20 protein-coding genes are annotated in these 21,704 nt (G+C 72.3%); 11 read left to right on the top strand and 9 right to left on the bottom strand.

All coding sequences use genetic code 11. The annotated features are described in order from the left end of the window. Positions 1-15: 15 nt before the first annotated feature. Entirely contained in the window at positions 16-639 is a 624-nt protein-coding gene (locus tag ACZ60J_RS17685; RefSeq protein ID WP_469682821.1) for a hypothetical protein, read from the bottom strand. 123 nt (positions 640-762) lie between these two features. Here ACZ60J_RS17685 and ACZ60J_RS17680 point away from each other — a divergent pair, with 123 nt between their 5' ends. Continuing rightward, positions 763-1,083 (top strand): putative quinol monooxygenase, encoded by a 321-nt coding sequence (locus ACZ60J_RS17680; protein ID WP_469682819.1) that lies wholly within the window; start codon positions 763-765, stop codon positions 1,081-1,083. Here ACZ60J_RS17680 and ACZ60J_RS17675 read toward each other — a convergent pair. Further along, positions 1,080-2,069 carry a quinone oxidoreductase family protein gene (locus ACZ60J_RS17675; protein WP_469682817.1) on the bottom strand — a complete coding sequence of 330 codons (990 nt, stop codon included), beginning with the start codon at positions 2,067-2,069 and terminating at the stop codon, positions 1,080-1,082. The two genes, ACZ60J_RS17680 and ACZ60J_RS17675, sit on opposite strands and share 4 nt — an antisense overlap. A 154-nt stretch (positions 2,070-2,223) precedes the next feature. Here ACZ60J_RS17675 and ACZ60J_RS17670 point away from each other — a divergent pair, with 154 nt between their 5' ends. Next, on the top strand, positions 2,224-2,772 hold the full coding sequence (locus ACZ60J_RS17670; protein ID WP_469682815.1) for a hypothetical protein: 549 nt from the start codon (positions 2,224-2,226) through the stop codon (positions 2,770-2,772). 102 nt (positions 2,773-2,874) lie between these two features. On the opposite strand, the gene ACZ60J_RS17665 is transcribed toward ACZ60J_RS17670, so the two are convergent. Both ACZ60J_RS17665 and afsK read right to left on the bottom strand, forming a co-directional pair. Further along, complete coding sequence (locus tag ACZ60J_RS17665) at positions 2,875-3,369, bottom strand: peptidylprolyl isomerase (protein WP_469682813.1); 495 nt, start codon at positions 3,367-3,369, stop codon at positions 2,875-2,877. A 135-nt stretch (positions 3,370-3,504) separates the two neighbouring features. Next, positions 3,505-5,955, bottom strand: a complete 2,451-nt coding sequence (gene afsK / locus ACZ60J_RS17660) for a protein serine/threonine kinase AfsK (protein WP_469682812.1) — start codon at positions 5,953-5,955, stop codon at positions 3,505-3,507. Positions 5,956-6,641: 686 nt separating this feature from the next. On the opposite strand from afsK, the gene ACZ60J_RS17655 reads away from it, so the two are divergent. The 3 genes from ACZ60J_RS17655 (at position 6,642) to ACZ60J_RS17645 (ending at position 11,585) form a co-directional block, all read left to right on the top strand. After that, entirely contained in the window at positions 6,642-8,204 is a 1,563-nt protein-coding gene (locus ACZ60J_RS17655; protein WP_469682810.1) for a hypothetical protein, read from the top strand. 127 nt (positions 8,205-8,331) lie between these two features. Then, entirely contained in the window at positions 8,332-9,942 is a 1,611-nt protein-coding gene (locus ACZ60J_RS17650) for a hypothetical protein (RefSeq protein ID WP_469682808.1), read from the top strand. 50 nt (positions 9,943-9,992) lie between these two features. Further along, on the top strand, positions 9,993-11,585 hold the full coding sequence (locus ACZ60J_RS17645; protein WP_469682806.1) for a hypothetical protein: 1,593 nt from the start codon (positions 9,993-9,995) through the stop codon (positions 11,583-11,585). A gap of 30 nt (positions 11,586-11,615) precedes the next feature. Here the strand turns inward: ACZ60J_RS17645 and ACZ60J_RS17640 are convergent, their stop codons facing one another. Further along, positions 11,616-12,413 carry a VOC family protein gene (locus tag ACZ60J_RS17640; RefSeq protein WP_469682804.1) on the bottom strand — a complete coding sequence of 266 codons (798 nt, stop codon included), beginning with the start codon at positions 12,411-12,413 and terminating at the stop codon, positions 11,616-11,618. A 302-nt stretch (positions 12,414-12,715) separates the two neighbouring features. On the opposite strand from ACZ60J_RS17640, the gene ACZ60J_RS17635 reads away from it, so the two are divergent. Further along, the gene (locus ACZ60J_RS17635; RefSeq protein WP_469682802.1) at positions 12,716-13,363 is read left to right on the top strand and encodes a TetR family transcriptional regulator; all 648 of its coding nucleotides are present in this window, start codon (positions 12,716-12,718) and stop codon (positions 13,361-13,363) included. A 106-nt stretch (positions 13,364-13,469) separates the two neighbouring features. On the opposite strand, the gene ACZ60J_RS17630 is transcribed toward ACZ60J_RS17635, so the two are convergent. Further along, the gene (locus ACZ60J_RS17630; protein WP_250742710.1) at positions 13,470-13,943 is read right to left on the bottom strand and encodes a nitroreductase family deazaflavin-dependent oxidoreductase; all 474 of its coding nucleotides are present in this window, start codon (positions 13,941-13,943) and stop codon (positions 13,470-13,472) included. Beyond that, complete coding sequence (locus ACZ60J_RS17625; RefSeq protein ID WP_469682800.1) at positions 13,943-15,175, bottom strand: acyl-CoA dehydrogenase family protein; 1,233 nt, start codon at positions 15,173-15,175, stop codon at positions 13,943-13,945. The genes ACZ60J_RS17630 and ACZ60J_RS17625 overlap by 1 nt, the downstream gene beginning before the upstream one ends. A 166-nt stretch (positions 15,176-15,341) precedes the next feature. Between ACZ60J_RS17625 and ACZ60J_RS17620 the strand changes: the two genes are divergently transcribed. Both ACZ60J_RS17620 and ACZ60J_RS17615 read left to right on the top strand, forming a co-directional pair. After that, positions 15,342-16,553 (top strand): acetyl-CoA acetyltransferase, encoded by a 1,212-nt coding sequence (locus ACZ60J_RS17620; protein ID WP_469682799.1) that lies wholly within the window; start codon positions 15,342-15,344, stop codon positions 16,551-16,553. Between the two features lie 96 nt (positions 16,554-16,649). Beyond that, entirely contained in the window at positions 16,650-17,585 is a 936-nt protein-coding gene (locus tag ACZ60J_RS17615) for a D-alanyl-D-alanine carboxypeptidase family protein (RefSeq protein WP_469682797.1), read from the top strand. Positions 17,586-17,695: 110 nt separating this feature from the next. On the opposite strand, the gene ACZ60J_RS17610 is transcribed toward ACZ60J_RS17615, so the two are convergent. Continuing rightward, complete coding sequence (locus tag ACZ60J_RS17610; protein ID WP_469682795.1) at positions 17,696-18,166, bottom strand: hypothetical protein; 471 nt, start codon at positions 18,164-18,166, stop codon at positions 17,696-17,698. 138 nt (positions 18,167-18,304) lie between these two features. On the opposite strand from ACZ60J_RS17610, the gene ACZ60J_RS17605 reads away from it, so the two are divergent. Beyond that, positions 18,305-19,009 (top strand): pyridoxine/pyridoxamine 5'-phosphate oxidase, encoded by a 705-nt coding sequence (locus ACZ60J_RS17605; RefSeq protein WP_469682793.1) that lies wholly within the window; start codon positions 18,305-18,307, stop codon positions 19,007-19,009. Between the two features lie 347 nt (positions 19,010-19,356). On the opposite strand, the gene ACZ60J_RS17600 is transcribed toward ACZ60J_RS17605, so the two are convergent. Beyond that, positions 19,357-19,806 (bottom strand): Zn-ribbon domain-containing OB-fold protein, encoded by a 450-nt coding sequence (locus tag ACZ60J_RS17600; RefSeq protein WP_469682791.1) that lies wholly within the window; start codon positions 19,804-19,806, stop codon positions 19,357-19,359. Between the two features lie 189 nt (positions 19,807-19,995). Here ACZ60J_RS17600 and ACZ60J_RS17595 point away from each other — a divergent pair, with 189 nt between their 5' ends. After that, complete coding sequence (locus tag ACZ60J_RS17595) at positions 19,996-21,207, top strand: flavin-containing monooxygenase (RefSeq protein WP_469682789.1); 1,212 nt, start codon at positions 19,996-19,998, stop codon at positions 21,205-21,207. Between the two features lie 139 nt (positions 21,208-21,346). Further along, positions 21,347-21,688 carry a DUF5713 family protein gene (locus tag ACZ60J_RS17590; protein WP_469683269.1) on the top strand — a complete coding sequence of 114 codons (342 nt, stop codon included), beginning with the start codon at positions 21,347-21,349 and terminating at the stop codon, positions 21,686-21,688. Positions 21,689-21,704 lie beyond the last annotated feature (16 nt).

Below are 21,704 nucleotides of genomic sequence, written 5' to 3'. Positions count from 1 at the left end.
GTGCGGCCCGGAGGGTCAGCGGGTCTTCCGGGTCGACTTGGGCTTCGGCTTGCCCGTGGTCCCCGGGGTCTTGCCGCCCGTGCTGCCGCCGGTGGTCACCGAGCCGCTGCTCCCGGAGCCGGACGTCGGGGTGGGCAACGCGGTCGAGAGGGTCCGGACCTCCCCCAGGGTGCAGCGCTGCACGTCGCCCGCCCTGGCGGGGTTGGTCATCGGCACGTCGACCCTCCGTGTCTCGCCCGCCTTGAGCGTGAGGTCCCCGGAGCCGGAGTCGACCGGGCCCGACGCACCCTCGAAGACCAGCGGGACCCGGAAGGTGTGCCCGGACGCCGAGGAGGAGGTCACCTCGACGACGGCCTTCACCCCGGCTGGCCCGACGCAGTTGATGACCACGGCGTGGGCGAGCGGCCGGGTGCTGGTGGGCGTGGCGGTGGCCGTGGACGCGGAGCCGCCGCCGCTCCCGCCCGTGCTGCCGCTGTAGCTCTTCTTCTTCGACTTGCTCTTGGAGCTGGAGCACCCGCCCCCGCTGCTCTTGCTCTTGCCCTTGCCGCTGCTGCTGCTCGCCGACGAGAACCCCGTCAACGCGAGCACCACGCCCACCAGCACCGCCGTGAGCCTGACCCGCCGCCCCGTGACCACCATGGCCCCTGTCCCCTCCCCGTCGAACAACGGGCGGCACGCTACCAGGAGGCCCCAAGGGCACAGGGGTACGGTGACGGGCATCCGTCACGACCATCCGTCACGACCGCTCCCGGGAGACGCACCATGACCGACGAGACCACGGACACCGGCGTCATCACCGCGATCGCCCGCCTCCAGGCCCGGCCGGGGCTGGAGGCGGAGGTCCGCGCCCAGGCCCTGTCCCTGGTCGCGCCGACCCGGGCCGAGGCGGGCAACGTCTCCTACCGCGCGTACGAGGACCCGAGCGCTCCGGGCGCCTGGGTCATCCTGGAGGAGTGGGCGGACGGCGCGTCCTGGGAAGCCCACCTGGCCTCCCCGCACCTGGCACAGGCCCTGTCCCGCACGGCGGCCCTGCTGGCCGAGGCGCCGGTGCTGCGGGTGTTCCCCCCGGTGCTCCCCTCTTAGCCGGCGTTCCTGATCCCGGGTACGAGGAGCAGCTTGCCGGTGGTGCGCCGGGCCTCCAGGTCGCTGTGGGCCTGAGCCGCCTCGGACAAGGCGTAGCGGCCCGTCACCGTGACGTCGAGGGCCTTGGAGCGGACCCACTCGAACACGTCGGCGGCCCGTCGGAGCAGTTCGGACCGCTCGGCGATGTAGTCCCCGAGGCTGGGCCGGATCAAGGTCAACGAACCGCCCTGGGCGAGCCGCATCGGATCGAACGCCGGCACGGCGCCACTCGCCGCGCCGAAGAGCACGAGATGGCCGCGGGTCCGCAGGCTGGCGAGGCTCGCGTCGAAGGTGTGCGCGCCGACGCCGTCGAAGACGACCGGCAGTCCCTGACCGCCGCCCAGCCGCCTCACCTCGGCCGCGAGATCGTCGACCGCGGAGGAAAGGATCACCTCGGCGGCTCCGGCGCGCTTCGCCAGCTCGGCCTTGGCGGGGGTCGACGTCGTGCCGATCACCCGGCCGCCGAGGTGGGTGACGAGCTGGGTCAGAAGCAGCCCCATGCCGCCGGCAGCGGCGTGCACGAGCACCGTGTCGCCCTCCTGGACCGGGTAGGCGTCCTTGATGAGGTAGTGCGCGGTCATGCCCTGGAGGAGCACGGCGGCGGCCGTCTCGAAGTCGATGTCGTCGGGCAGCGGCACCAGCCGGGACGCGTCCACGACGGCCCGCTCGGCATACGTGCCGGGGATCTCCACCCAGCCGACCCGGTCCCCGACGGCGACGTCGGCGACGCCGGGTCCCACTTCGACGACCGTACCGGCGCCCTCGGAGCCCGGGGTGAAGGGCAGCGGGTGGCTGTACCGGCCCTCGCGGTAGTAGACGTCGAGGAAGTTGACCCCGGATGCGGCCACCTCCACGACCGCCTCGCCCGGGCCCGGCCGCGGCTGGTCCACCTCGGCCTCCCGCAGCACCTCGGGACCGCCCACCTCGTACACCTGTATCGCTCGCATTACCCCTCCGTCAACGGCTCATCCCCCACCAACCCCGCTGATCGCGATTCGATTCCCGGCGGGCGGACCGGCCCCGCGCCCCCGCGTGCGGGACTCCGGAGGCGGGCGTAGCGTCGGGATCGAGATCCAGACCCACTCCCCCGGAGGGCCGGGCATGATCCGCAACGTACTCGGCTCGCTCCTGGGTCTGATCGGAGCGACGGCCGCCGTCTGGAGCCCCTTCCGCGCTTGGTACGACGGCCGTCGCGGACGCGACTACCGCATCGAGGAACTGTTCGCCTCCGCCGGGATCACCGACGACAAGGCCGCCCTGATGGGCTCGCTGCTGCTGCCGTCCCTCTTCGCCGCCCTGCTCGTGCTGGTCGCGATCGTGCTGCGCTCACGGCTGCTCATGGGCTTGGCCGGGGTCGTCGTCCTCGGTTTCGCCGTGCTCTGGATGGTGCGGCAGGGGCAGGCCGCGGGGAGCCTCTCGGTCGGCGGTGAGGGCACCGGGCTCGGTGACGGGCTCGCGAGTGCCTTCGGTGCCGGGGCCCTGCTCATCCTCGCGGCGGCCGTGATGAGCGGGCGGCCCCGCCGCCGTGACCGGGTCGCCCGGGAGGCGGTCCCGGAGCCTTACCGGGAGCCGGAGCCTTACCCGGAGCCGGACCCCGCCCATCCCCCGGCCCCGACGGCGTGGCCGCCCCCGCCGCAGGACCACTCGTAGCGGCTGGGCCGAGTGCCGAGGGGCCGAGGACCCCGGACATGACGGCGGCCCCGTCCCCGTGAGGGGGGCGGGGCCGGCCAGCCGTTGCGGGCGGGGTGGGGATCAGGCCTCGACGGTGCCGGACGCCGCGATCTCGATCTTGCCGCGCGTGGCGCCCGAGGGGGTGCCGAGCTTCTCGATCTGGTCGACGAGCTCCTGGCCCGAGACGACCTCGCCGAAGACGACGTGCTTGCCGTCGAGCCACGGGGTGAGGACGGTGGTGATGAAGAACTGCGAGCCGTTGGTGTTGCGGCCGGCGTTCGCCATCGACAGCAGGTACTTGCGGTCGTGCTTCAGGTCGAAGTTCTCGTCGGCGAACTTCTCGCCGTAGATGCTCTTGCCGCCCGTGCCGTTGTGGTTGGTGAAGTCACCGCCCTGCAGCATGAACTGCGGGATGACGCGGTGGAAGCCGGAGCCGGCGTAGCCGTAGCCGTTCTGGCCCGTGCACAGCTCGCGGAAGTTCTGGGCGGTCTTCGGGACGACCTCGTCGAAGAGGTTGAAGACGATGCGACCGGCGTCCGTGCCGTCGATCTTGATGTCGAAGAATACGTTGCTCATGGGGTCCATCCTGTCACTCCTCGTGCGGTGCGCGACCCCGAGGGGGCCGCGACGGGGCCGCGACACGCCCCGCGGACGGCCCCGGGACGGCTCGGCCCGGGCTCAAGCCCCAGCTCAGACGGCGGCCGCGCCGGGCTACCCGCCCGTACGGGTTCCCGTGCCCTTGGCGGCGTCCAGGGCGTAGACGCAGCGGTCCTTGCTGCACGCGTACACCACGCCCGCCTCGGCCACCGGGGCGCCGGTGATCTCCCCGCCGGTGGCCAGCTTCCAGCGGAGCTGGCCGCCCGCCGCGTCGAGGGTGTACAGGCAGTGGTCGGCCGATCCGAAGTGGACACGGCCGTCCGCGACCGCCGGGGAACCGGTGATCTCGCCGCCCGCCGCGAACCGCCACTTCGGGGTGCCGGTGACCGCGTCGAGCGTGTACACGGCGCTGCCCGCGGCCAGATGGACGTTGCCGGCGGCGACGAGGACCGGGTCGGCGGACTGCCGGGGCTCGGTGGCGATACGCCAGCGGTCCTTGCCGGTGGCCGCGTCCAGGGCGTAGACGGTGCCCAGGTAGTCCGCGAGGTAGACCCCGCCGCCCGTGACGGCCGCGCCCGGGGCGAAGGCCGGGGGCGCGAGGAACACGGCGGGCGCCTCGAAGTGCCAGCGGACCCGGCCCGAGGCCCGGTCGATGGAGATCACCCGGGTGCCGGCGGCGACGTAGACGTTGCCGTCGGGGGCGGGCGTGACCCGTACGGGCACGTTCCCGCAGGAGCCGGCGTCGCCGACCGGATACGACCAGGACTCGCGGCCGGAGCGGGCGTCCAGGGCGCGCAGCCGGGCGTCCTGCCACACGTAGACCGTGCCGTCGTGCAGGACGGGCGCCGCCTCGACGGTCTCGAACTCGCTCTGCGCGCCCGACAGCTCCCACAGCTTGTGCCCGCTGGAGGACTCCCAGGCCTGTACGCCGCCCCCGCGCGTGGCGGTGACGACGGTGCCCCGCTCGGCGCGCAGGGCGTACACCCAGGCATCGGCGGACAGCCGCCACCGCTCGGAGCCGTCGGCGGCGTCCAAGGCGTACAGGGAGGGGCCGTCGGAGGCGTGGATGCGCCCGTCGGAGACGGCCATGGACCAGGCGACGTCCCGGGTCTTGAACTGGCGGCGGCCGCTGGCCACGTCCAGGGCGTGCACCTCGAAGGAGGTGACGTAGAGCAGGTCGCCGGCGACGGTCGGGGTGCCCCAGACCTCGTTCGACATCCGGAACCGCCAGGGCCGCCAGCGGCCGCTGTCGGGGGCCGGGCCCGGGTTCGGTACGAGGACCGAGGGCGCGGGGCCCGACACCGGGGTCCCGGCGGGCGGCCGGATCCAGCCGGTCGCCGAGTCCACGGCGACGGCGTGGGCGCCCGGAGCCGAGGCGGAGGCCTGCGGCCCGGGACCGATCGGCACCGGGGAGCCGCCGAGCCGCACGGGCTCGCCCGAGGGCGCCATCGGCGGGTGCTCGGGCCGCTGCGGGAGGGCCTGGCCGGTCCGCGGGTCGGTCCAGGGGTCGGCCGCGCCGCGCTGGCGGCGGTGCGTGGCGGGACCGGACGCGGGACCGGAGGCGGGGCCGGACCCCGCTCCGGGGCTCTCGATGGGCGCGGAGACTCCGGCCCGGGGAATCCCCGGCTTCCGCCCGGCTGCCGCGGCCGCCGCCGCGGCGGCAGCGGCGTTGCGGTGGCCGGCCCGCCGGGCCTCGATCATCGCCACGGCCCGCTCGGGCAGCCACGCCGAGGCGGTACCGCTCTCGTCGCCGCCCTCGAAGAGGTGCGGGGCGAGCTGCGCCTGCAGGTCGGCCGGGGTAGGCCGCTGCGTGGCGTCCATCTGCATGCAGGAGTCGATCAGCGGGCGGAGCTCGTCGGGGAGCCCCTCCAGGTTCGGGCCCTCGCGCAGCAGCATGAAGACCGTCTCCACCGGGTTCGCCCCGTGGTACGGCGGGTGGCCGGTGGCGGCGAAGACCAGCGTGGAGCCGAGCGAGAAGACGTCGCTGGCGCCCTTGACGCTGCGCGAGTCCTTCGCCTGCTCCGGCGACATGTACGCGGGGGTGCCGACGGCGACGTTCGTCATGGTCAGGCGGGTGTTGGAGACCCCGCTGGCGATGCCGAAGTCGATCACGCGCGGGCCGTCCTCGACGACGAGCACGTTGGAGGGCTTCAGGTCGCGGTGGACCAGGCCCGCCCCGTGGATCGACTGGAGCGCCTCGGCGATGCCCGCGGCGAGCCACCGTACGGCCTGGGCGGGCATCGGCCCGCACTCGTGGACGATCTCCTCCAGCGAGGGCGCCGGGACGTACGCGGTCGCCAGCCACGGCACGGCCGCCCGCGGGTCGGCATCGACGACGGCCGCGGTGTAGAAGCCCGAGACGGCGCGGGCCGCCTCCACCTCGCGGGTGAAGCGGACGCGGAACAGCTGGTCCTCGGCGAGCTCGGTGCGCACCGTCTTGATCGCCACCCGGCGTCCGGACGCCGACCGGGCGAGATAGACCAGCCCCATGCCGCCGGCGCCGAGCCGTCCCAGCACCTCGAAGGGGCCGATCCGTCTCGGGTCGTGCTGCGTCAGCTGCTCCACCACTCGCCTCCACACCCATCCCCGTACGGGGACCTCCGCGGACCCCGCTCTTCCAGCCATCGCCGGTGGCGTCGCCGTCATCGCCGTCTCGTCACCGGATGCGCACGAGCCGCCGCGGGTCCCTGCCCCGTGCAGCGTCTCACTCCGGGGGTCGGCCCGGGTCACGCACCCCCGATTCTGTCAGGCCCGCGCCCGGTCCGGCCCCGGCACGGCGGGTGGTCGCGTACGGGGTGCGGGCAAAGCCGTACAACCCCGCGGAGAGTTCGTGGGTCCAGCCCCCGTTCATCCGATCAAGATCCGGGGGGATCCGTGCGCCATCGTTTGACTTCGGCCATCGTCATCACCGCAGCAGCACTCGGCGGACTGTCCGTGCCGGGGACGGCATACGCCGCCGGCGCGGCCTGTCCGCCGGGTCTTCCCCCAAGCCCGTCGTCCACGTGCGGGACAAGAAGACGGGTCGGCGCGTCGCCGCCGACGGCACCTTCACCCCAGCCTTCAAGGCCGACACCACCGACAGCCGCCGCGACGACCTCACCGTCAACCCGTAGGCGGTAGGTGGCAAGCGGCAAGCGGTGAGCCGCACTTGGTACGGACGCCCGCGCGGGCGTCCGTACAACCCTTCGGGGATGCCGTGGGTCTAGCCCCCGTTCGTTTCGTCAACCTCCGGGGGATCCATGCGCCACCGCTTGACCTCAGCCATCGTCATCGCCGCGGCAGCACTCGGCGGACTGTCCGTGCCGGGAGCGGCGCACGCCGCCGGTGCGGGCTGTCTCCAGGGGATGGAGACCACCCGTGAGGGGGCCATTCTCGTCAAGGGCGTGTGGGACATGCCCAAGCCCGCCGCCGTCCACGTGCGGGACAAGAAGACCGGGCAGCGCATCGCGTCGGTCAGCCAGTTCCGCAGGGTGAACCACCCGGACGGTGCGCCCGAGTGGGACCTGATTTCCGAGCCCCTGAAGCTGTCCGCCCTCGGGATCTACACGCTCGAGGTCGGCGACGCCTCCTCCCCCGTCGTCTGCGGGGACTTCGACTACCGGATCCGCTCGGAGATGACCACGCCCACGGCGGGCACGGTGTCCCTGGACAACCTGAAGACCACCGTGTCCGCGAACCTCACCACCTTCGACCCGCGGACCCAGACGGCCGCACCTTTCAAGAACGCCAAGGTCAGCCTCACCGGCGAGGGCATCTCCCTGGCGGCCACCACGGACGCACAGGGCCGGCTGGCCGCCCCTGTCACCTTCCGCGGCACGGAGAAGTCGACCCTGCTGCACGTCAAGGTCGAAACCACCCCGGAGATGGACCCGGAGGACCGCTTCCTGACCGTGGCCACGGACCGCCGGGACGCGGAGATCGTCCTCGACCCCGCGTCGCAGAAGATCAAGGTCGTCTACGGATCGACGGCGAAGCTCACGGGCAGGGCCTCGCTGGTCGCCGCGGACGGCACGCGCAGGCCCGTACCCGCGGGCACCCCCCTCAACGGCGACCTCGACGGCAAGCCCGGGACGGGAGCGGACGGCCGGTTCGAGCGGCAGGTACGGGTCACCACCGAGGACGGCCAGTCGATCAGGACCACCTGGGCGAACAACAAGGCATATCCGTGGCTGTCGTTCGCGTCGGGCTTCACGCAAGTCGAGCTCTACGACACCACGTCCTTCACGAAGTTCGCGGCCACGATCGACGCGGCGCGGCGGGTGACCTTCACCGGGTCCCTGATCCGGCAGACCGGCTTCGGAACCCTCGGCGTCGAGGCGCAGTACTCGGCCGACGGCAAGACGGGCTGGACCACGCGCAAGACGTTCAACGTGTACGCGAACAGCGAATCCGCGTTCAAGCTGACCCTGCCGGGCGAGGCCGACGGCTACTGGCGCCTCCACTACCCCGGCTCTACGCACACCCAGGGGGCCACCACCCAGCCCGTCCGCCTGACCCGCACGGCGACGGCCTTCTCCTACTTCAACGCGGCCCCGGAACCGGTCCGCAAGGGCCAGACCTTCACCATCAAGGGCACCCTCCAGCACGGCACCCCGGCGAAGGCCTACGGCGCCCAGACGGTCCTCTTCTACTTCCGGCCCGCCGGCAGCCAGGACTACATCTACCAAGGCCACTCCAAGACCGCCGCCGACGGCACCTTCGTCCACGCCTTCAAGGCAGACCGCACCGGCACCTGGATCGCCCGCTACCGCGACGCCGACGGCAAGCACTACAACGCCGAAAGCCGCCCGGACGACCTCGCCGTGAACCCGTAACGCGTATCCCGTACGGGCGCTCCCGCAGGTTGGGCCGATCGGCGCAACCTGCGGGAAGAGGCGTACAACCCATCGGGGGTGTCGCGGGTCCAACCATCGTTCAGCTCGTCAAAATCCGGGGGAATCCGTGCGTCACCGTCTGACCTCAGCCGTAGTCGTCGCCACCGCGCTGCTCGGCGGCCTGGCCGTGCCGGGCTCGGTGCACGCCGCATCCGTGTCCACGTCCGAGCCGAGGCAGACTCCGGCCGGCGCCTGCCCGCCGGAGATGTACGCCAAGCAGGACGGGTCGCTGGCCGTCCACAGCGCGCCGGACGGGACGGGCGTGCCCGAGGGCCTGGTCGTCCACCTGCGGAACAAGAAGACGGGTCTGCGCATGGCCTCCGTCGGCACCTTCCGCAAGGTGACCGACCCGGACGGCATCCTGCCCGACTTCCACCTGGTCTCGGAGCCCCTCAAGCTGGCGGAGCTCGGGATCTACACGGCCGAGGTCGGCCCGGAGAACGAGCCCTTCGAGTGCGGGACCTTCGACTACCGGCTGCGCGGTGTGGTCACCGGGGTCAGTGCGGCGGACGGGGTGTCCCTGGACAACCTGAAGACCACCGTCACGGCGGACGTGGCCACCCTCGACCCGCGGACCGGGGCGAGCTCCCCGCTCAAGAACACCAAGGTCCGCCTCTCCAGCGAGCGCACCTCGCAGGAGGCCACCACGGACGCGCGGGGCCACCTGTCCGCGCCGTTCACCTTCCTGGGCACCGAGGACCACACCGACGTGCGCGTCGAGGTCCTGGAGACCCCGGACATGAGCCCCGGGGGCCGCAGCGAAACCGCTCGCGCGGTCCGCCAGAAGGCAGAGATCGTCCTCGACCCCGAGTCGCGGAAGATCACCTCCCGCTACGGCGCGACCACCAAGATCACCGGACAGGCCGTCCGGACCGCCGCGGACGGTACGCGCAAGCCCGTCCCCGCGGGCACGGCGATGCTCGCGGACCTCACCGGTGAGCCCCGGACGGTGGCCGACGGCCGCTTCGAGCGGCAGATCCAGACGGTCCACGGCGGCCCCGTGCGGACCACGTGGGCGGGCGGCAAGTCCCCGTGGCTGGAGAACGCGGCCGCCAGTACGGCGGTCGACGTCGTCGAGGTCAGCTACTTCAGGGACGTCGAGGCCACGATCGACGCCGACGGCGTGAAGTTCACCGGCAGCCTCGCCCACAAGCCCCTCAGCCAGACCCCCACCCTGATCGAGGTGCAGTACTCGGCCGACGGCAAGGCGGACTGGAAGACGAGCACCGTCTTCACCGTGGAGTTCGGCTCCGCCCGCTTCGACCAGCGGGTGCCGGCCAAGGGGGACGGCTACTGGCGGCTGCGGTACGCCGCCGCGCCCAGCATCCAGGGCTCCGTCACCGAGCCGGTCCGGCTGACCCGGACGGCGACGGCGTTCGCGGGCTTCAACGCGTCGCCGGAGCCGAAGGACAAGGGCAAGCCCTTCCGCATCAAGGGCTTCCTGCGGCACGAGAGCCCGTGGAAGGGGTACGGCGGCCAGATGGTGCTGTTCTACTTCCAGCCCGCCGGCAGCCAGGACGCCGTCTACAAGGGCCACGCGACGACCGCCGAGGACGGCTCCTTCGAGCACGAGTTCACCACCGAGACGAGCGGCGCCTGGTTCGCCCGCTACCGCGACGCGGACGGCAAGCACCTCAACGCCGTGAGCCGCCGCGACGACCTCCCGGTGAACCCGTAACCCATCACCCTCAACGCGCAACCCGTCATCCGTACCGTCCGGGGGGACCCATGAAGCACATCCGCTACACCACCGCACTCGCGGTCGCCGCCGCCGCCATCGGCGGCATGCTCCTCGCTCCGGGCACGGCGCACGCCGCCGACCAGGACTTCCACATCACGGTCACCACGGACGGCGTACAGATCGGCGTGGTCCGCGCCGAGAACATGCAGCCCGTGGTCCACCTGCGGGCGAAGGGCTCCGGGACCCGCGTCCTGACCATCAAGGACTTCTCGTACGAGCCGAGCGATTCGTCGTCGGGAGAGGGGACCTTCACCTCCACCTCCGGCCCGGTGAAGCTCGACAAGCTCGGGGTCTACTCCGTCGACATCGAGTACCGCGGCACCGAGGGCGAGCCGCTCGTGCGCAAGGACGCGACCACCCTCAACTACACGCCCAAGCCCGTCTTCGACGAGGTCATCACGTCCAAAGCGGTCTCCCTGGACAGTCTGGGCACCACCGTCGAAACGGTCCTCAGGGGCCTCGACCCGCGCAACGGGACCCTGACCCCGCTGGGCGGCGCGAAGGTTGCGATCGACGTGTCGGGCAAGTCCACCACCGTCTCCACCGACAGCACGGGCCGCCTGAAGGCACCTGTCGCCTTCACCGGTACCGAGTCCAGCGCGTCGATCCGCCTGGCGCACACGAACGCCAGCGGCCTCGCCGGCTGGATCGACGCCGACGCCCGGATCGACCGGCAGCCGGTGCGGATCGACCTGGACCCCGCCTCCCGCAAGGTGTCCGCGCCGTACGGCAACCCCGTCCGCATCAACGGCTCGCTGAAGCGGGTCGCGGCGGACGGCACGCTCAAGCCCCTGGCCTCGGCCATGAAGCTGACCCGTACGGCGAGCAAGCCGGTGATGTTCAACAGCAGCCCCGAGGGCCGCTTCTCCGTCAGCGCCAAGGCTCCGTACGACACCACCTTCAAGGTCTCCACCGGCAGTCAGATCTGGCTCGACCAGAAGGCCTTCGCCCCCGTCGAGGTGGACGTCACCTCGGGTGTGAGCTACTACGGCCAGTCCGGCGAGTGGCTCGCCGGCGGCAACACCCCGATGGTCTATTTCGACTTGACGCCGAGCACCAGCCACGTGGATCCGGGCAAGACGCCCCCGGCCCGCGGACCCTTCGAGATCCAGTTCTCCACGACCGGCTCCACATGGACCACCCGCAAGACCTTCACGGCCGAGTTCGGCAAGCAGTTCAGGCAGTCCCTTGCCGGGGAGCGCGGCTACTGGCGCGTCCGGTACGCGGGCAAGGACCTGGGGCAGAGCGCTTCGGCGCTCGTCCACGTGACGCGGGCCAAGACGGAGATCCCCGAGTTCAACGCCCACCCCGAGCCGGTCAAGAGCGGTGGACAGCTGACCGTGGTCGGCAAGGTGCGGGAACTCGGCACCACGGCGCCGGCCCAGGGCCACGTCGACATCTACTTCCGCACGAAGGGCAGCACCCAGTGGATCCGTGCCGGCTACACGGGCACCGCGGCCGACGGCACCTTCACCCGTAAGTTCACCGTTCGGCGCAGTGGCGACTGGAAGGCCGTGTTCTCGGGAGACCGCTTCATCAACTCGGAGAGCCGCGTGGACTCGGTCGAGGTCACCGGCTGACCCGGCTGACGACAGGCCCCAGGGGGTGTCCTAGGCCGTCCTCGTGCGGGGCTCCGAGAGGAGCCCGAAGACGGCGCCCTGGTTGTCCGCGACCACCGCGATGCGCCCGTACGGGGTGTCGACGGGGTCGGCGGTGACCCGGCCGCCGAGGCGCTGCACCATCGCCACGGACTGGTCGCAGTCCGGGACGGCGAAGTACGCGAGGTAGTGCGCGGGCATGATCTCCGGGAAGGCGTCGGTGATCAGGCTGCGCCCCAGGACGGCGGTCTCCGAGCCTGGCGCCTTGCCGGGCGGGGACCAGACGCGGTACTCGATGCCCGACTCCTCGTCGTTCTGGTCCTCGGGGACGTAGCCGAAGACCTTGGCGTAGAAGACGTCCACGGCGTCGCGGGCCCGGGTGTACACCTCGGACCAGCAGTAGGTGTAGGGCTCGTTCTGGGCGTCGAAGCCGTGGTGGGTGCCGGGCTGCCACAGGCCGAAGACGGCCCCGCCGGGGTCGGCGGCCATCGCGGCGGTCCCGTAGGGGCCGACCGGCATCGGGTCCATCACCATCTGGCCGCCGGCGGCGCGGATGCGCTGGGCGCAGGCGTACGCGTCGGTCGTGTAGAGGTAGACCCCCCAGACGGTCGGCATCCGGCCGTCTGGCTTGGGGGCGAGGGCGGCGACGTTGCGGCCGCGGCTGTAGGCCTGGGTGTAGTGGCCGTACTCGGGTCCCGCGCCCTCGTTGAAGGTCCACCCGAAGAGCTCACCGTAGAAGCGCTTGCCCGCTTCCACGTCCGGCAGGGAGGCATCGACCCAGCAGGGCGATCCTTCTGCGAATGCGGCCATGAGCCCGGTTCCTTCCGTTGTGCGGGGGTGTGCAAGGGTGTGCACCCTCCGCGCACGTTCCGCGTCGCTCGCCCAGCCATGTCCTCCGGATCATGATGTGCCCGAAAACTTGTCCACAGCCTGTTGATAAGACTATTCGGGGGACAGGCCCCGAAGCCGGACGGCGCGCCCGGGGGGGCGCACCCGGCCGGAATCGGCCGCGGTGACGGGCCGGAGCGGGTGTACGCCCAGGCCAGGCGCCCCGTCACCCCATTTGCAGGCGGCCGAATCGCGCGCAGATCACCCCTCGGTAAGCTGACGGCATGACAGGACAAGTACGCACCGTCGACGGCCGCGTTGCCGGCCGGCGCGGTCAGGCGACGAGGCAGAAGCTGCTCGACTGCCTCAGCGAGATGCTCAGCTCCTCGCCGTACCGCGACGTCAAAGTGATCGACGTCGCCCGCAAGGCCGGTACCTCCCCCGCGACCTTCTACCAGTACTTCCCGGACGTCGAAGGCGCCGTCCTGGAGATCGCCGAGCGCATGGCCAACGAGGGCGCCCAACTGACCTCACTGGTCGAGGGGCGCGCGTGGGTCGGCAAGGCGGGCTGGGCCGCGGCCGAGGAACTCGTCGACGGGTTCCTGGAGTTCTGGCGGCGCAACGACGCCATCCTGCGCGTCGTCGACCTCGGTGCGGCCGAGGGCGACAAGCGGTTCTACAAGATCCGCATGAAGATCCTCAACTCCGTCACCAACTCCCTGACGGAGTCGATGAAGGAGCTCCAGGCCAAGGGCAAGGTCGACAAGGACGTGAGCCCCGCGGCGATGGCCGGTTCGCTGGTCGCCATGCTCGCGGCGGTCGCCTCGCACCAGAAGGGGTTCCAGACCTGGGGCGTGAAGCAGGCGGAACTGAAGCCGAACCTGGCGCTCCTGGTACACCTCGGCGTCACGGGCAAGAAGCCCACGAAGTAGACGGCGGACCCGAACAGGGTCCGCCGCACCTTCGGGGCGGCCGCTCGCGCTGCCGCTCTCACGGGACTTCGACTCCGGGACTTCGACTACGGGACTTCCGCCGCGATCAGCGACGCTCCAGGCGGAACAACCGGATCTCGCGCTCGATGCGCGCCTGGTACGTCGCGTACGGCGGCCAGAACTTCAGCACCGCCTGCCACGCCGCCGCGCGCTCCTCACCCGCCAGCAGGCGGGCGCGTACGGCGATGTCCTGACCCTTCCAACTCACGTCCGCGTCAGGGTTCTTCAGCAGGTTCCCGGTCCACGCCGGGTGTCCGGGGCGGCCGAAGTTCGAACCGATCAGCAGCCAGCTCACCCCGTCCTGCTCCGGCATGCACGCGAGCGGGGTGGTGCGCGGTTCGCCGGTCTTGGCTCCCTTGGCGGTGAGGATCACGCCGGGGAGCATCTGGGCGCTCAGGATGACCTTGCCGCGGGTCAGCTTGTGCACCGCCTTGTCCATGGCGGGGATGAAGTGCGGTGCGATCTTGGCGAACAGCATGGTCGAGGAGACCTTCTGCATCAGCTTGACTCCGGGCGCCATCAGACGGCCACCTTCTCGTTCCGTGGGGCGGGGGCGGGGGCTGGTACGGGCGCGGGGGCCGACGGGGCCGCGGGGGCGAACAGCCCGGCGGCTTCCGCGGCATGGGCGCGCAGCCGGTGGACGGGGCCGAAGAGCAGTTCGTCGGCGGCCGCCCGCTTGAAGTAGAGGTGCGCGTCGTGCTCCCAGGTGAAGCCGATGCCGCCGTGCAGCTGGATGGCCTCGCCGGCGGTGATCCGCAGCGCCTCCAGGGCCTGGGCCAGGGCGAGTCCGCCCTGTTCCGGGTCCCAGGCGGCGTAGTAGGCGGCGGAGCGGGCCGCCTGGACCTGGACGTAGAGGTCGGCGAGGCGGTGCTTGACCGCCTGGAACGAGCCGATGGCCCGGCCGAACTGCTCGCGCTGCTGTACGTACTCCACGGTGCGGGCGAGCGCCTGCCCGGCCGCGCCGACGGCCTCGGCGGCCAGGACGGCGGCGGCCCCGCGCCCGGCGGCGGCGAGGGCTCCGGCGACATCGGCGTCCTCGGAGGAGCCGAGCAACTCGGCTTCCACATCACGCAGTTGGATGCGGCCCTGCGGGCGGGTCTCGTCCAGGGTGGTCTGCCGCGCCCGTACCAGGCCGGGCGCGTCCTCCCGTACGAGGAACAGCAGCGTGCGACTGCGGGCGAACCCTCCCGTGTGCGCGGCGACCAGCAGGAGCGAGGCGCTGTGCCCGTCGAGCACCTGGGCGACCTCCCCGTACAGCCGCCAGCCGCCGTCCACAGCGCGGGCCTGCACCCCGCCGGCCCGGCCTCCGCCGGCCCAGTCGCCCGGGGCGTTGTCGCCGGTCAGCGCGAGGGCGGTGGCCAGGGCGGGGCCGGGTACGGCGAGCGCGGCCGTGAGCCCGCCCGCCGCGAGCGGCGGGAGCAGGGCGGAGCGCTGCTCGCCGGTGCCCAGGGCGGTGATCAGCGGCACGGCGAGCACGGCGGTGGCCAGCAGTGGGGAGGGCAGCAGCACCCGCCCGGTCTCCTCGCAGGCCAGGGCCAGGTCGGCGGCGGTGCAGCCGACGCCCCCGTATTCCTCGGCCACGGCGATGCCCGGCAGCCCGAGCTGCCGGGCGAGCTGCTGCCACAGCTCGCAGTCGTGTCCGGCGGCGGTCCGGACGGCGGCCTTGACCTCGTCCGGGCCGCAGCGTTTGCCGAGGACCTCGCGCAGGGTACGGCGCATCTCGTCCTGCTCCGCGGTGAAGGCGGCATCCATCGTCGGGCTCCTCCCCGTATCTGACGGGCCGTCATGTTAGGGCGGGAGGCGCCAGAAGCACAGGGGGCGGACCTCCCGAAGAGGACGGAAGGGGCGGGGGAGGCCGGGGAGGACGAAGGCGGGCACCCCTAGCATCTGACGGTACGTCAGTTGTACCGTCGGGTCCATGCCTGTCACACCTGGACCCCTCTCCGCCTCCGCCGACCCCCAGGCCCGGCCCCGCCGCCGGGTCGCCGTCGTCGGCGTCGCCCTTTCGGACTGCGGACGGGTGGACGGTCCCACCCCGTACGCCCTGCACGCGCAGGCCGCCCGCCGGGCCCTGGCCGACTCCGGACTGGACCGGTCGGTGATCGACGGCTTCGCCTCGGCCGGCCTCGGCATCCTGGCGCCCGTGGAAGTCGCCGAGTACCTGGGCCTGCGGCCCACCTGGGTCGACTCCACCTCCGTCGGCGGCTCCACCTGGGAGGTCATGGCCGCCCACGCCGCCGATGCCATCGCGGCCGGCCACGCCAACGCGGTCCTCCTCGTCTACGGATCCACCGCGCGCGCCGACATCAAGGCCCGCCGCCGGACCTCGAACCTCTCCTTCGGCGCCCGCGGCCCGCTCCAGTTCGAGGTCCCGTACGGGCACACGCTGGTCTCCAAGTACGCGATGGCCGCGCGCCGCCACATGCACGAGTACGGCACGACGCTGGAGCAGCTCGCCGAGGTGGCGGTGCAGGCGCGGGCGAACGCCGCCACCAACCCGGACGCGATGTTCCGCGACCCGATCACGGTCGACGACGTCCTGTCCTCCGGGATGATCGCGGACCCCTTCACGAAGCTGAACTGCTGCATCCGCTCGGACGGCGGCTGCGCGGTCCTGCTGGCCGCGGAGGACTACGTACCGGACACGGCCAAGGACCCCGTCTGGATCCTCGGCTCCGGCACCGCCGTCTCGCACACCACGATGTCGGAGTGGGAGGACTTCACCGTCTCCCCCGCGGCGGTCTCGGGCCGCCAGGCCTTCGCCCGGGCCGGGCTCACCCCGGCGGACGTGGATCTCGCCGAGATCTACGACGCCTTCACCTATATGACGCTGGTCACCCTCGAGGACCTCGGCTTCTGCGCCAAAGGCGAGGGCGGCACCTTCGTGGAGAAGGGCAGGCTCCTGCGGGACGGCGAATTCCCGGTCAATACGGACGGCGGCGGACTCTCCGCCTGCCATCCCGGCATGCGCGGACTGTTCCTGCTGGTCGAGGCGGTACGCCAACTGCGCGGCGAGGCAGGGTCGGGACAGGTGCGCAAAGCAGGCGGAACCCTCCCACAGGTGGCCGTCGCCTCGGGTACGGGCGGCTGGTTCTGCTCCTCGGGCACCATCATTCTCGGACGGGACTGATCTCCCTGTCCGTTGGGCTGCGTAAGCTCCCGGAGGGGCCGGCACCTCGGTGCCCACGGCCCCTTCGGGGAATCTCCAGCCATCACGGGAACTGACTTGATATCGAATCTGCTGCGACGCTCGCGCGCCGCTCTCGCCGTCACCGTCGCCACCGGCGCCCTCATCGCGGTCGCCTCGCCCGCCCAGGCCGTCGAAGGACCGCCGACCCTCGCGAAGTCCGCCTTCCTCATGGACGGCACCACGGGTGCCACGCTCGCCAACAAGGCGGGCGACACCAAGCTCGAGGGCGCCAGCACCACGAAGATCATGACGGCCCTGGTCGTCCTCACCTCGCCGGGCATCGACCTCAACAAGAAGGTCACCGTCCAGCAGGAGTACCTGGACTACGTCGCCCGCGAGGGCGCGAGCACGGCCCGCCTGAAGGCCGGCGCCACCCCCACGGTCCGCCAGCTCCTCTACGGGATGATGCTGCCCTCGGGCTGCGACGCCGCCTACGCCCTCGCCGACACCTTCGGCTCGGGCTCATCCCGGCAGGCCCGCATCAACGACTTCATCGCGAAGATGAACGCCAAGGCGAAGACCCTCGGCATGACCAACACGTACTACGACGCCTTCGACGGCATCTCGCAGCACGGCAACAACAAGATCACCGCGCGCGACCTCGCGAAGCTCACCCGCGCCGCGATGAAGGGCACGACCTTCAAGTCGATCGTCAAGACCTACTCGTACAGCACCGGCGGAACCTCCACCAGCGCCACGTGGACGAACACCAACCTGCTGATCACGCCCGGCCACGCGTACCAGACCCAGGGCGCCATCGGCGTCAAGACCGGCAGCGGCTCCAAGGCCGGCCAGTGCCTCGTCTTCTCCGTGACCCGCAACGGCAAGACCATCATCGGTGTCCTGCTCAACTCCACGGACCGCTACCCGGACGCCATCGCGCTCACCAACTGGTCCCTCGGCGCACCCGCCGGCGCACCGGCGCTGAAGCGCAGCACGCCCAGCGAGCCCATCCCGGACGTCCTCGACTGATGTCGTGACTCCCTGACGCCCTGCTGAAGCACGCAGACGTCCGAGGGGCGCCCCACCCGACCGAACAGGCCGGGCGGGGCGCCCCTTTTCCGCACCTGACGGCCGCGCCGCTAGTACTGCCAGCGGGCCTGCGCCCCGTCCATGCGGCAGTAGATCATCCGCCGGTTCGCGGCGTGGGTGGAGCGTCCGAGGTCGGCCTTGCGGCAGAACTGGCCGGCGTTGTAGCAGTTCCCGGCGTTGGACACGATCTCGCAGACCCCGCTCGGGGGCTCCTGCGGCGTCTTGGTGGCGACCGGCGGCTTCGCCGTACTCCGGCTGGGGGTCGGGGCCGGCTTGGCGTCCGCGGGTGCCGGGGTCCGGGCCTTCGTCGGCGCGGGAGTGGGCGCGACAGTCGGCGGCGGTGTCGGTGTCGGTGCCGCCGCCACGGTCGGCGGTGCGGAGGTGGGCGGAGCCGAGGTCGCCGGTGCGGAGGTGGTGGCGGCGGCCGTCGCCGCCCCGGAGCCGGACGGGACGGCGGCCGTCCCGCCACCCCCCGGCGCGGGCCCGCAGGCCACCGCGACACCCGCAACGACCAATGCCACCAGGGCTCTTCGTATGCCGCCGGCTCTGACGCCGCCGCTGTTGTCCATTCCTACGTCTCCCCACGCTCACGAGTCACGTAAAGCACGTAAACCCGCACATCGTAGTGACGGCCAAGCCGCGTGGTGTTCGATTGGGAAATGACGAGCGAGACAAGCGAGACGAACGAGACGAGCGAGACGAGCGACGTGAGCGACTTCCACACGACCCTGCACTCCCTGCGCGTCTGGGACGGCCCGCTGCCCACCTTCGACACGGCCACCGCACCGGCCGAGCCGCTCGACCTGTTCCGGGAGTGGTTCACGCACGCCGCCAAGGCGGGGCAGCCCGAGCCGCACACGATGAGCCTGGCGACGGTGGACGCTGACGGGCGCCCGGACGTACGCACGCTCATGCTGCACGACGCCGACGAGCGCGGCCTGCACTTCGCCTCTCACTCCACCAGCACGAAGGGCCGCCAGCTGGCGGGGCAGCCGGCGGCGGCACTGGGCTTCTACTGGCCGGCGGTGGCCCGCCAGATCCGCATCCGGGGCCGGGTCACCGCGTGCGATGCGGTGGAGAGCCGCGCCGACCTGGCGGCCCGCACGCGCGGAGCGCTGGCGGCGGCGCTGACGGGCCGCCAGAGCGAGGTACTGGCCTCACGAGAGGAGCTGGCCGCGGCCGCGGCGGTGTCCTGGGAGCGGGCCGGCACGGAGCCGGACGCCCCGGCACCCACGTGGACCCGGTACGTCCTGTCCCCGACGGAGATCGAGTTCTTCCAGGGCGACGCGTCCCGCCTCCACACCCGCCTGCACTACACCCGCACCCCCACCACCCCCTGGACCCACCACCTCCTGTGGCCCTGAGCCCCGGACGCAGCCAATCCACCCGTCCGGCGCTTGAGGCCCGCGGCCCGGGGCCCGGGGCGCAGCAAATCCAGCCGTCCGGCACTTGAGGCCCGGGGTCCGGGGCGCAGCCAATCCACCCGTCCGGCGCTTGAGGCCCAGGGTCCGAGCGCAGCAAATCCAGCCGTCCGGCGTTTGAGGACCGGGGTCCGGGGCGGAGCCCCGGGGGGTCCGGGCGCAGCCCGGTACCCCCTCCAGCCCGTCCGGCGTGTGAGGACCGGGTCAGGGCTGAGCCCTGGGAACGGTGGAAGGGCGGGTAGGGGACTCCGCCCCGCGCAGCGGCGACGTCGACAGAGGCCGCCCGCCGCTCAGGCGCCCCGCGGAGCGAACACCGCCACCCAGATCCCCTCCGCCGCCTCCCGGAAGGCCACCTCCAGCTCCATCCCCACCCTCAGCTCCAGCCCAGGCTCGGGCTGCCCCCCGCCCACGACGACCTCGGTCATCATCCGCGGCCCCTCCGCAAGATCCACCACCGCCGCCACATACGGCACCCGCTCCCCGAAGGGCGGCAGGTCGTTCCGGTGGATCACCGACCAGGTGTACAGGGTGGCCCGCCCGCTCGCCGTCTCCCACGTGACCCGGTCCTCCCCCGCCCAGCAGGACGGGCAGAACTCCCGCGGGTAGTGGTGCGCCTTGCCGCACTCCCCGCAGCGCCGCAGCAACAGCCGCCCCTCCGCGGCCGCGTCCCAGTAGGGCCGCGTGAAGTCGTCGATCTCCGGCAGGTCGAACCGCGCAGCCGTACCGGCTCCAGTACTCACGACACCACTCCTCGGGACGAAACCCAGCCGAACCCATCTGACGTACCGTCAGTTCACCGGATCCCACCCCATCCCACAAGCCCCCGTCCACCGGGCCACCCCCCTCCACCACTCCCCGTAATCGATCCGCAACCGATTCCCTCCTCGTCCGAGACCCACCGCGCCCGTACGGCGATACGCTCACACCTCATGCCCGGAGTCCCCGCAACACCCGACCTGTCCACCCAGCCCCGCCCGGTCTACGTGATCGGCGCCGGCCCCGGCGGCCTCGCCGTCGCCGCCGCACTGCGCGGGCGCGGGATCCGCGCGGTGGTCGTGGAGAAGTCGGATTCGGTCGGCAGTTCCTGGCGGCGGCACTACGACCGCCTCCACCTGCACACCACGCGCCGCCTCTCCGCCCTCCCGGGCCTGGCCATGCCGCGCCGCTTCGGCCGCTGGGTGGCGCGCGAGAACGTGGTGCGCTACCTGGAGAAGTACGCGGAGTTCCACGAGCTGGAGATCGCCACCGGCATCGAGGTGACCCGCATCGAGCCCGCCAAGGACTCCGACCCCGACGGCCAGGACGGCACCAGCGGCCCCGCCGCCCCCGGCTGGACCCTGCACGCCACCGGCGGCCGCGTCATGGCGGCCCGGGCGGTCGTGGTCGCGACGGGGTTCAACCACACCCCCTTCGTCCCCGACTGGCCCGGCCGGGACGCCTTCCCGGGCCCCCTCGCGCACGCCGCCGAGTACCGCAACCCCGCCCCCTACGCCGGCCGGGACGTCCTGGTCGTCGGCGTCGGCAACACGGGCGCCGAGATAGCCGTCGACCTCGCCGAAGGCGGCGCCGCCCGGGTCCGGCTCGCGGTGCGCACCGCCCCGCACATCCTGCGCCGCTCCACCGCGGGCTGGCCCGCCCAGCGGACCGGGATCCTGGTCCGGCGGCTCCCGGTCCGGCTCGTCGACCGGCTCGGCGCGATCGTCGGCAAGGCCTCCGTCCCGGACCTGTCCGCGTACGGGCTCCCGCGCCCCACCGCCGGCCTGTACAGCAGGGTCAAGCAGGGGGCGATCCCGATCCAGGACGTCGGCCTGATCGACGCGGTCCGCACGGGCCGGGTGGAGCCCGTGGCCGCCGTCGCCTCCTTCGACGGGGCCGAGGTGGTCCTCGCGGACGGTTCTCGGATCACCCCGGACGCCGTGATCGCGGCCACCGGCTACCGCCGCGCCCTGGAGGGCCTGGTCGGCGGCCTCGACGTACTGGACGACCGCGGCCGCCCCCGTACGCACGGCGCCAAGACCCCGCCCCAAGCCCCCGGCCTCTACTTCACCGGCTTCACCAACCCCATCAGCGGCAACCTCCGCGAGCTGGCCCTGGACGCCGAGAAGATAGCCAAGGGCATAGCCCGCACGATCGGCGCGTAGCAGCCCCCACAGCTCCGGACCCGTTGTCAGTGCCCCGGTGCACCATCGGTACATCGACGCCCAGGACCCACCGGGCCCACCGGGCCGTCGCCGAACAGGGGGGACCACCATGTCGATGCCTACGCCTACACCTACACCTCTGCCGATCACGAACCGGCGCGTGTCGGCCCACGCCTTCCTGAAACCGCTCTACGCGGACGCGTACTACCCCGATCACGTCCTCGACAAGGGCCGGGACATCCTGCTCCGCCTCTGCGCGCGCATCGAGGCCGGGCCGCCCGCGGACCTGGCCGGGCTGTACGTGCTGACGGGGGCGGCGACCGAGGAGTTCAACCTGCTGGAGGCGGAGTTCGATGCCGCGGGGAGCGAGATCGAGACCGTGGCCCGCGAGGAGATAGCCGAGGACTTCGCGTTCGTGGCGTCCGCGTACGGATTCCCGGACGCGGACGTCGAGCAGCTCATCGCCCCCCGGGAGTGGTGAGCGCCCCGGGAGCGGC

The organism is Streptomyces sp. NPDC104226 (genome assembly GCF_055584085.1).
The sequence above is the reverse complement of the archived record's forward strand: the minus strand, read 5'-3'. Positions and strand labels throughout refer to the sequence as shown.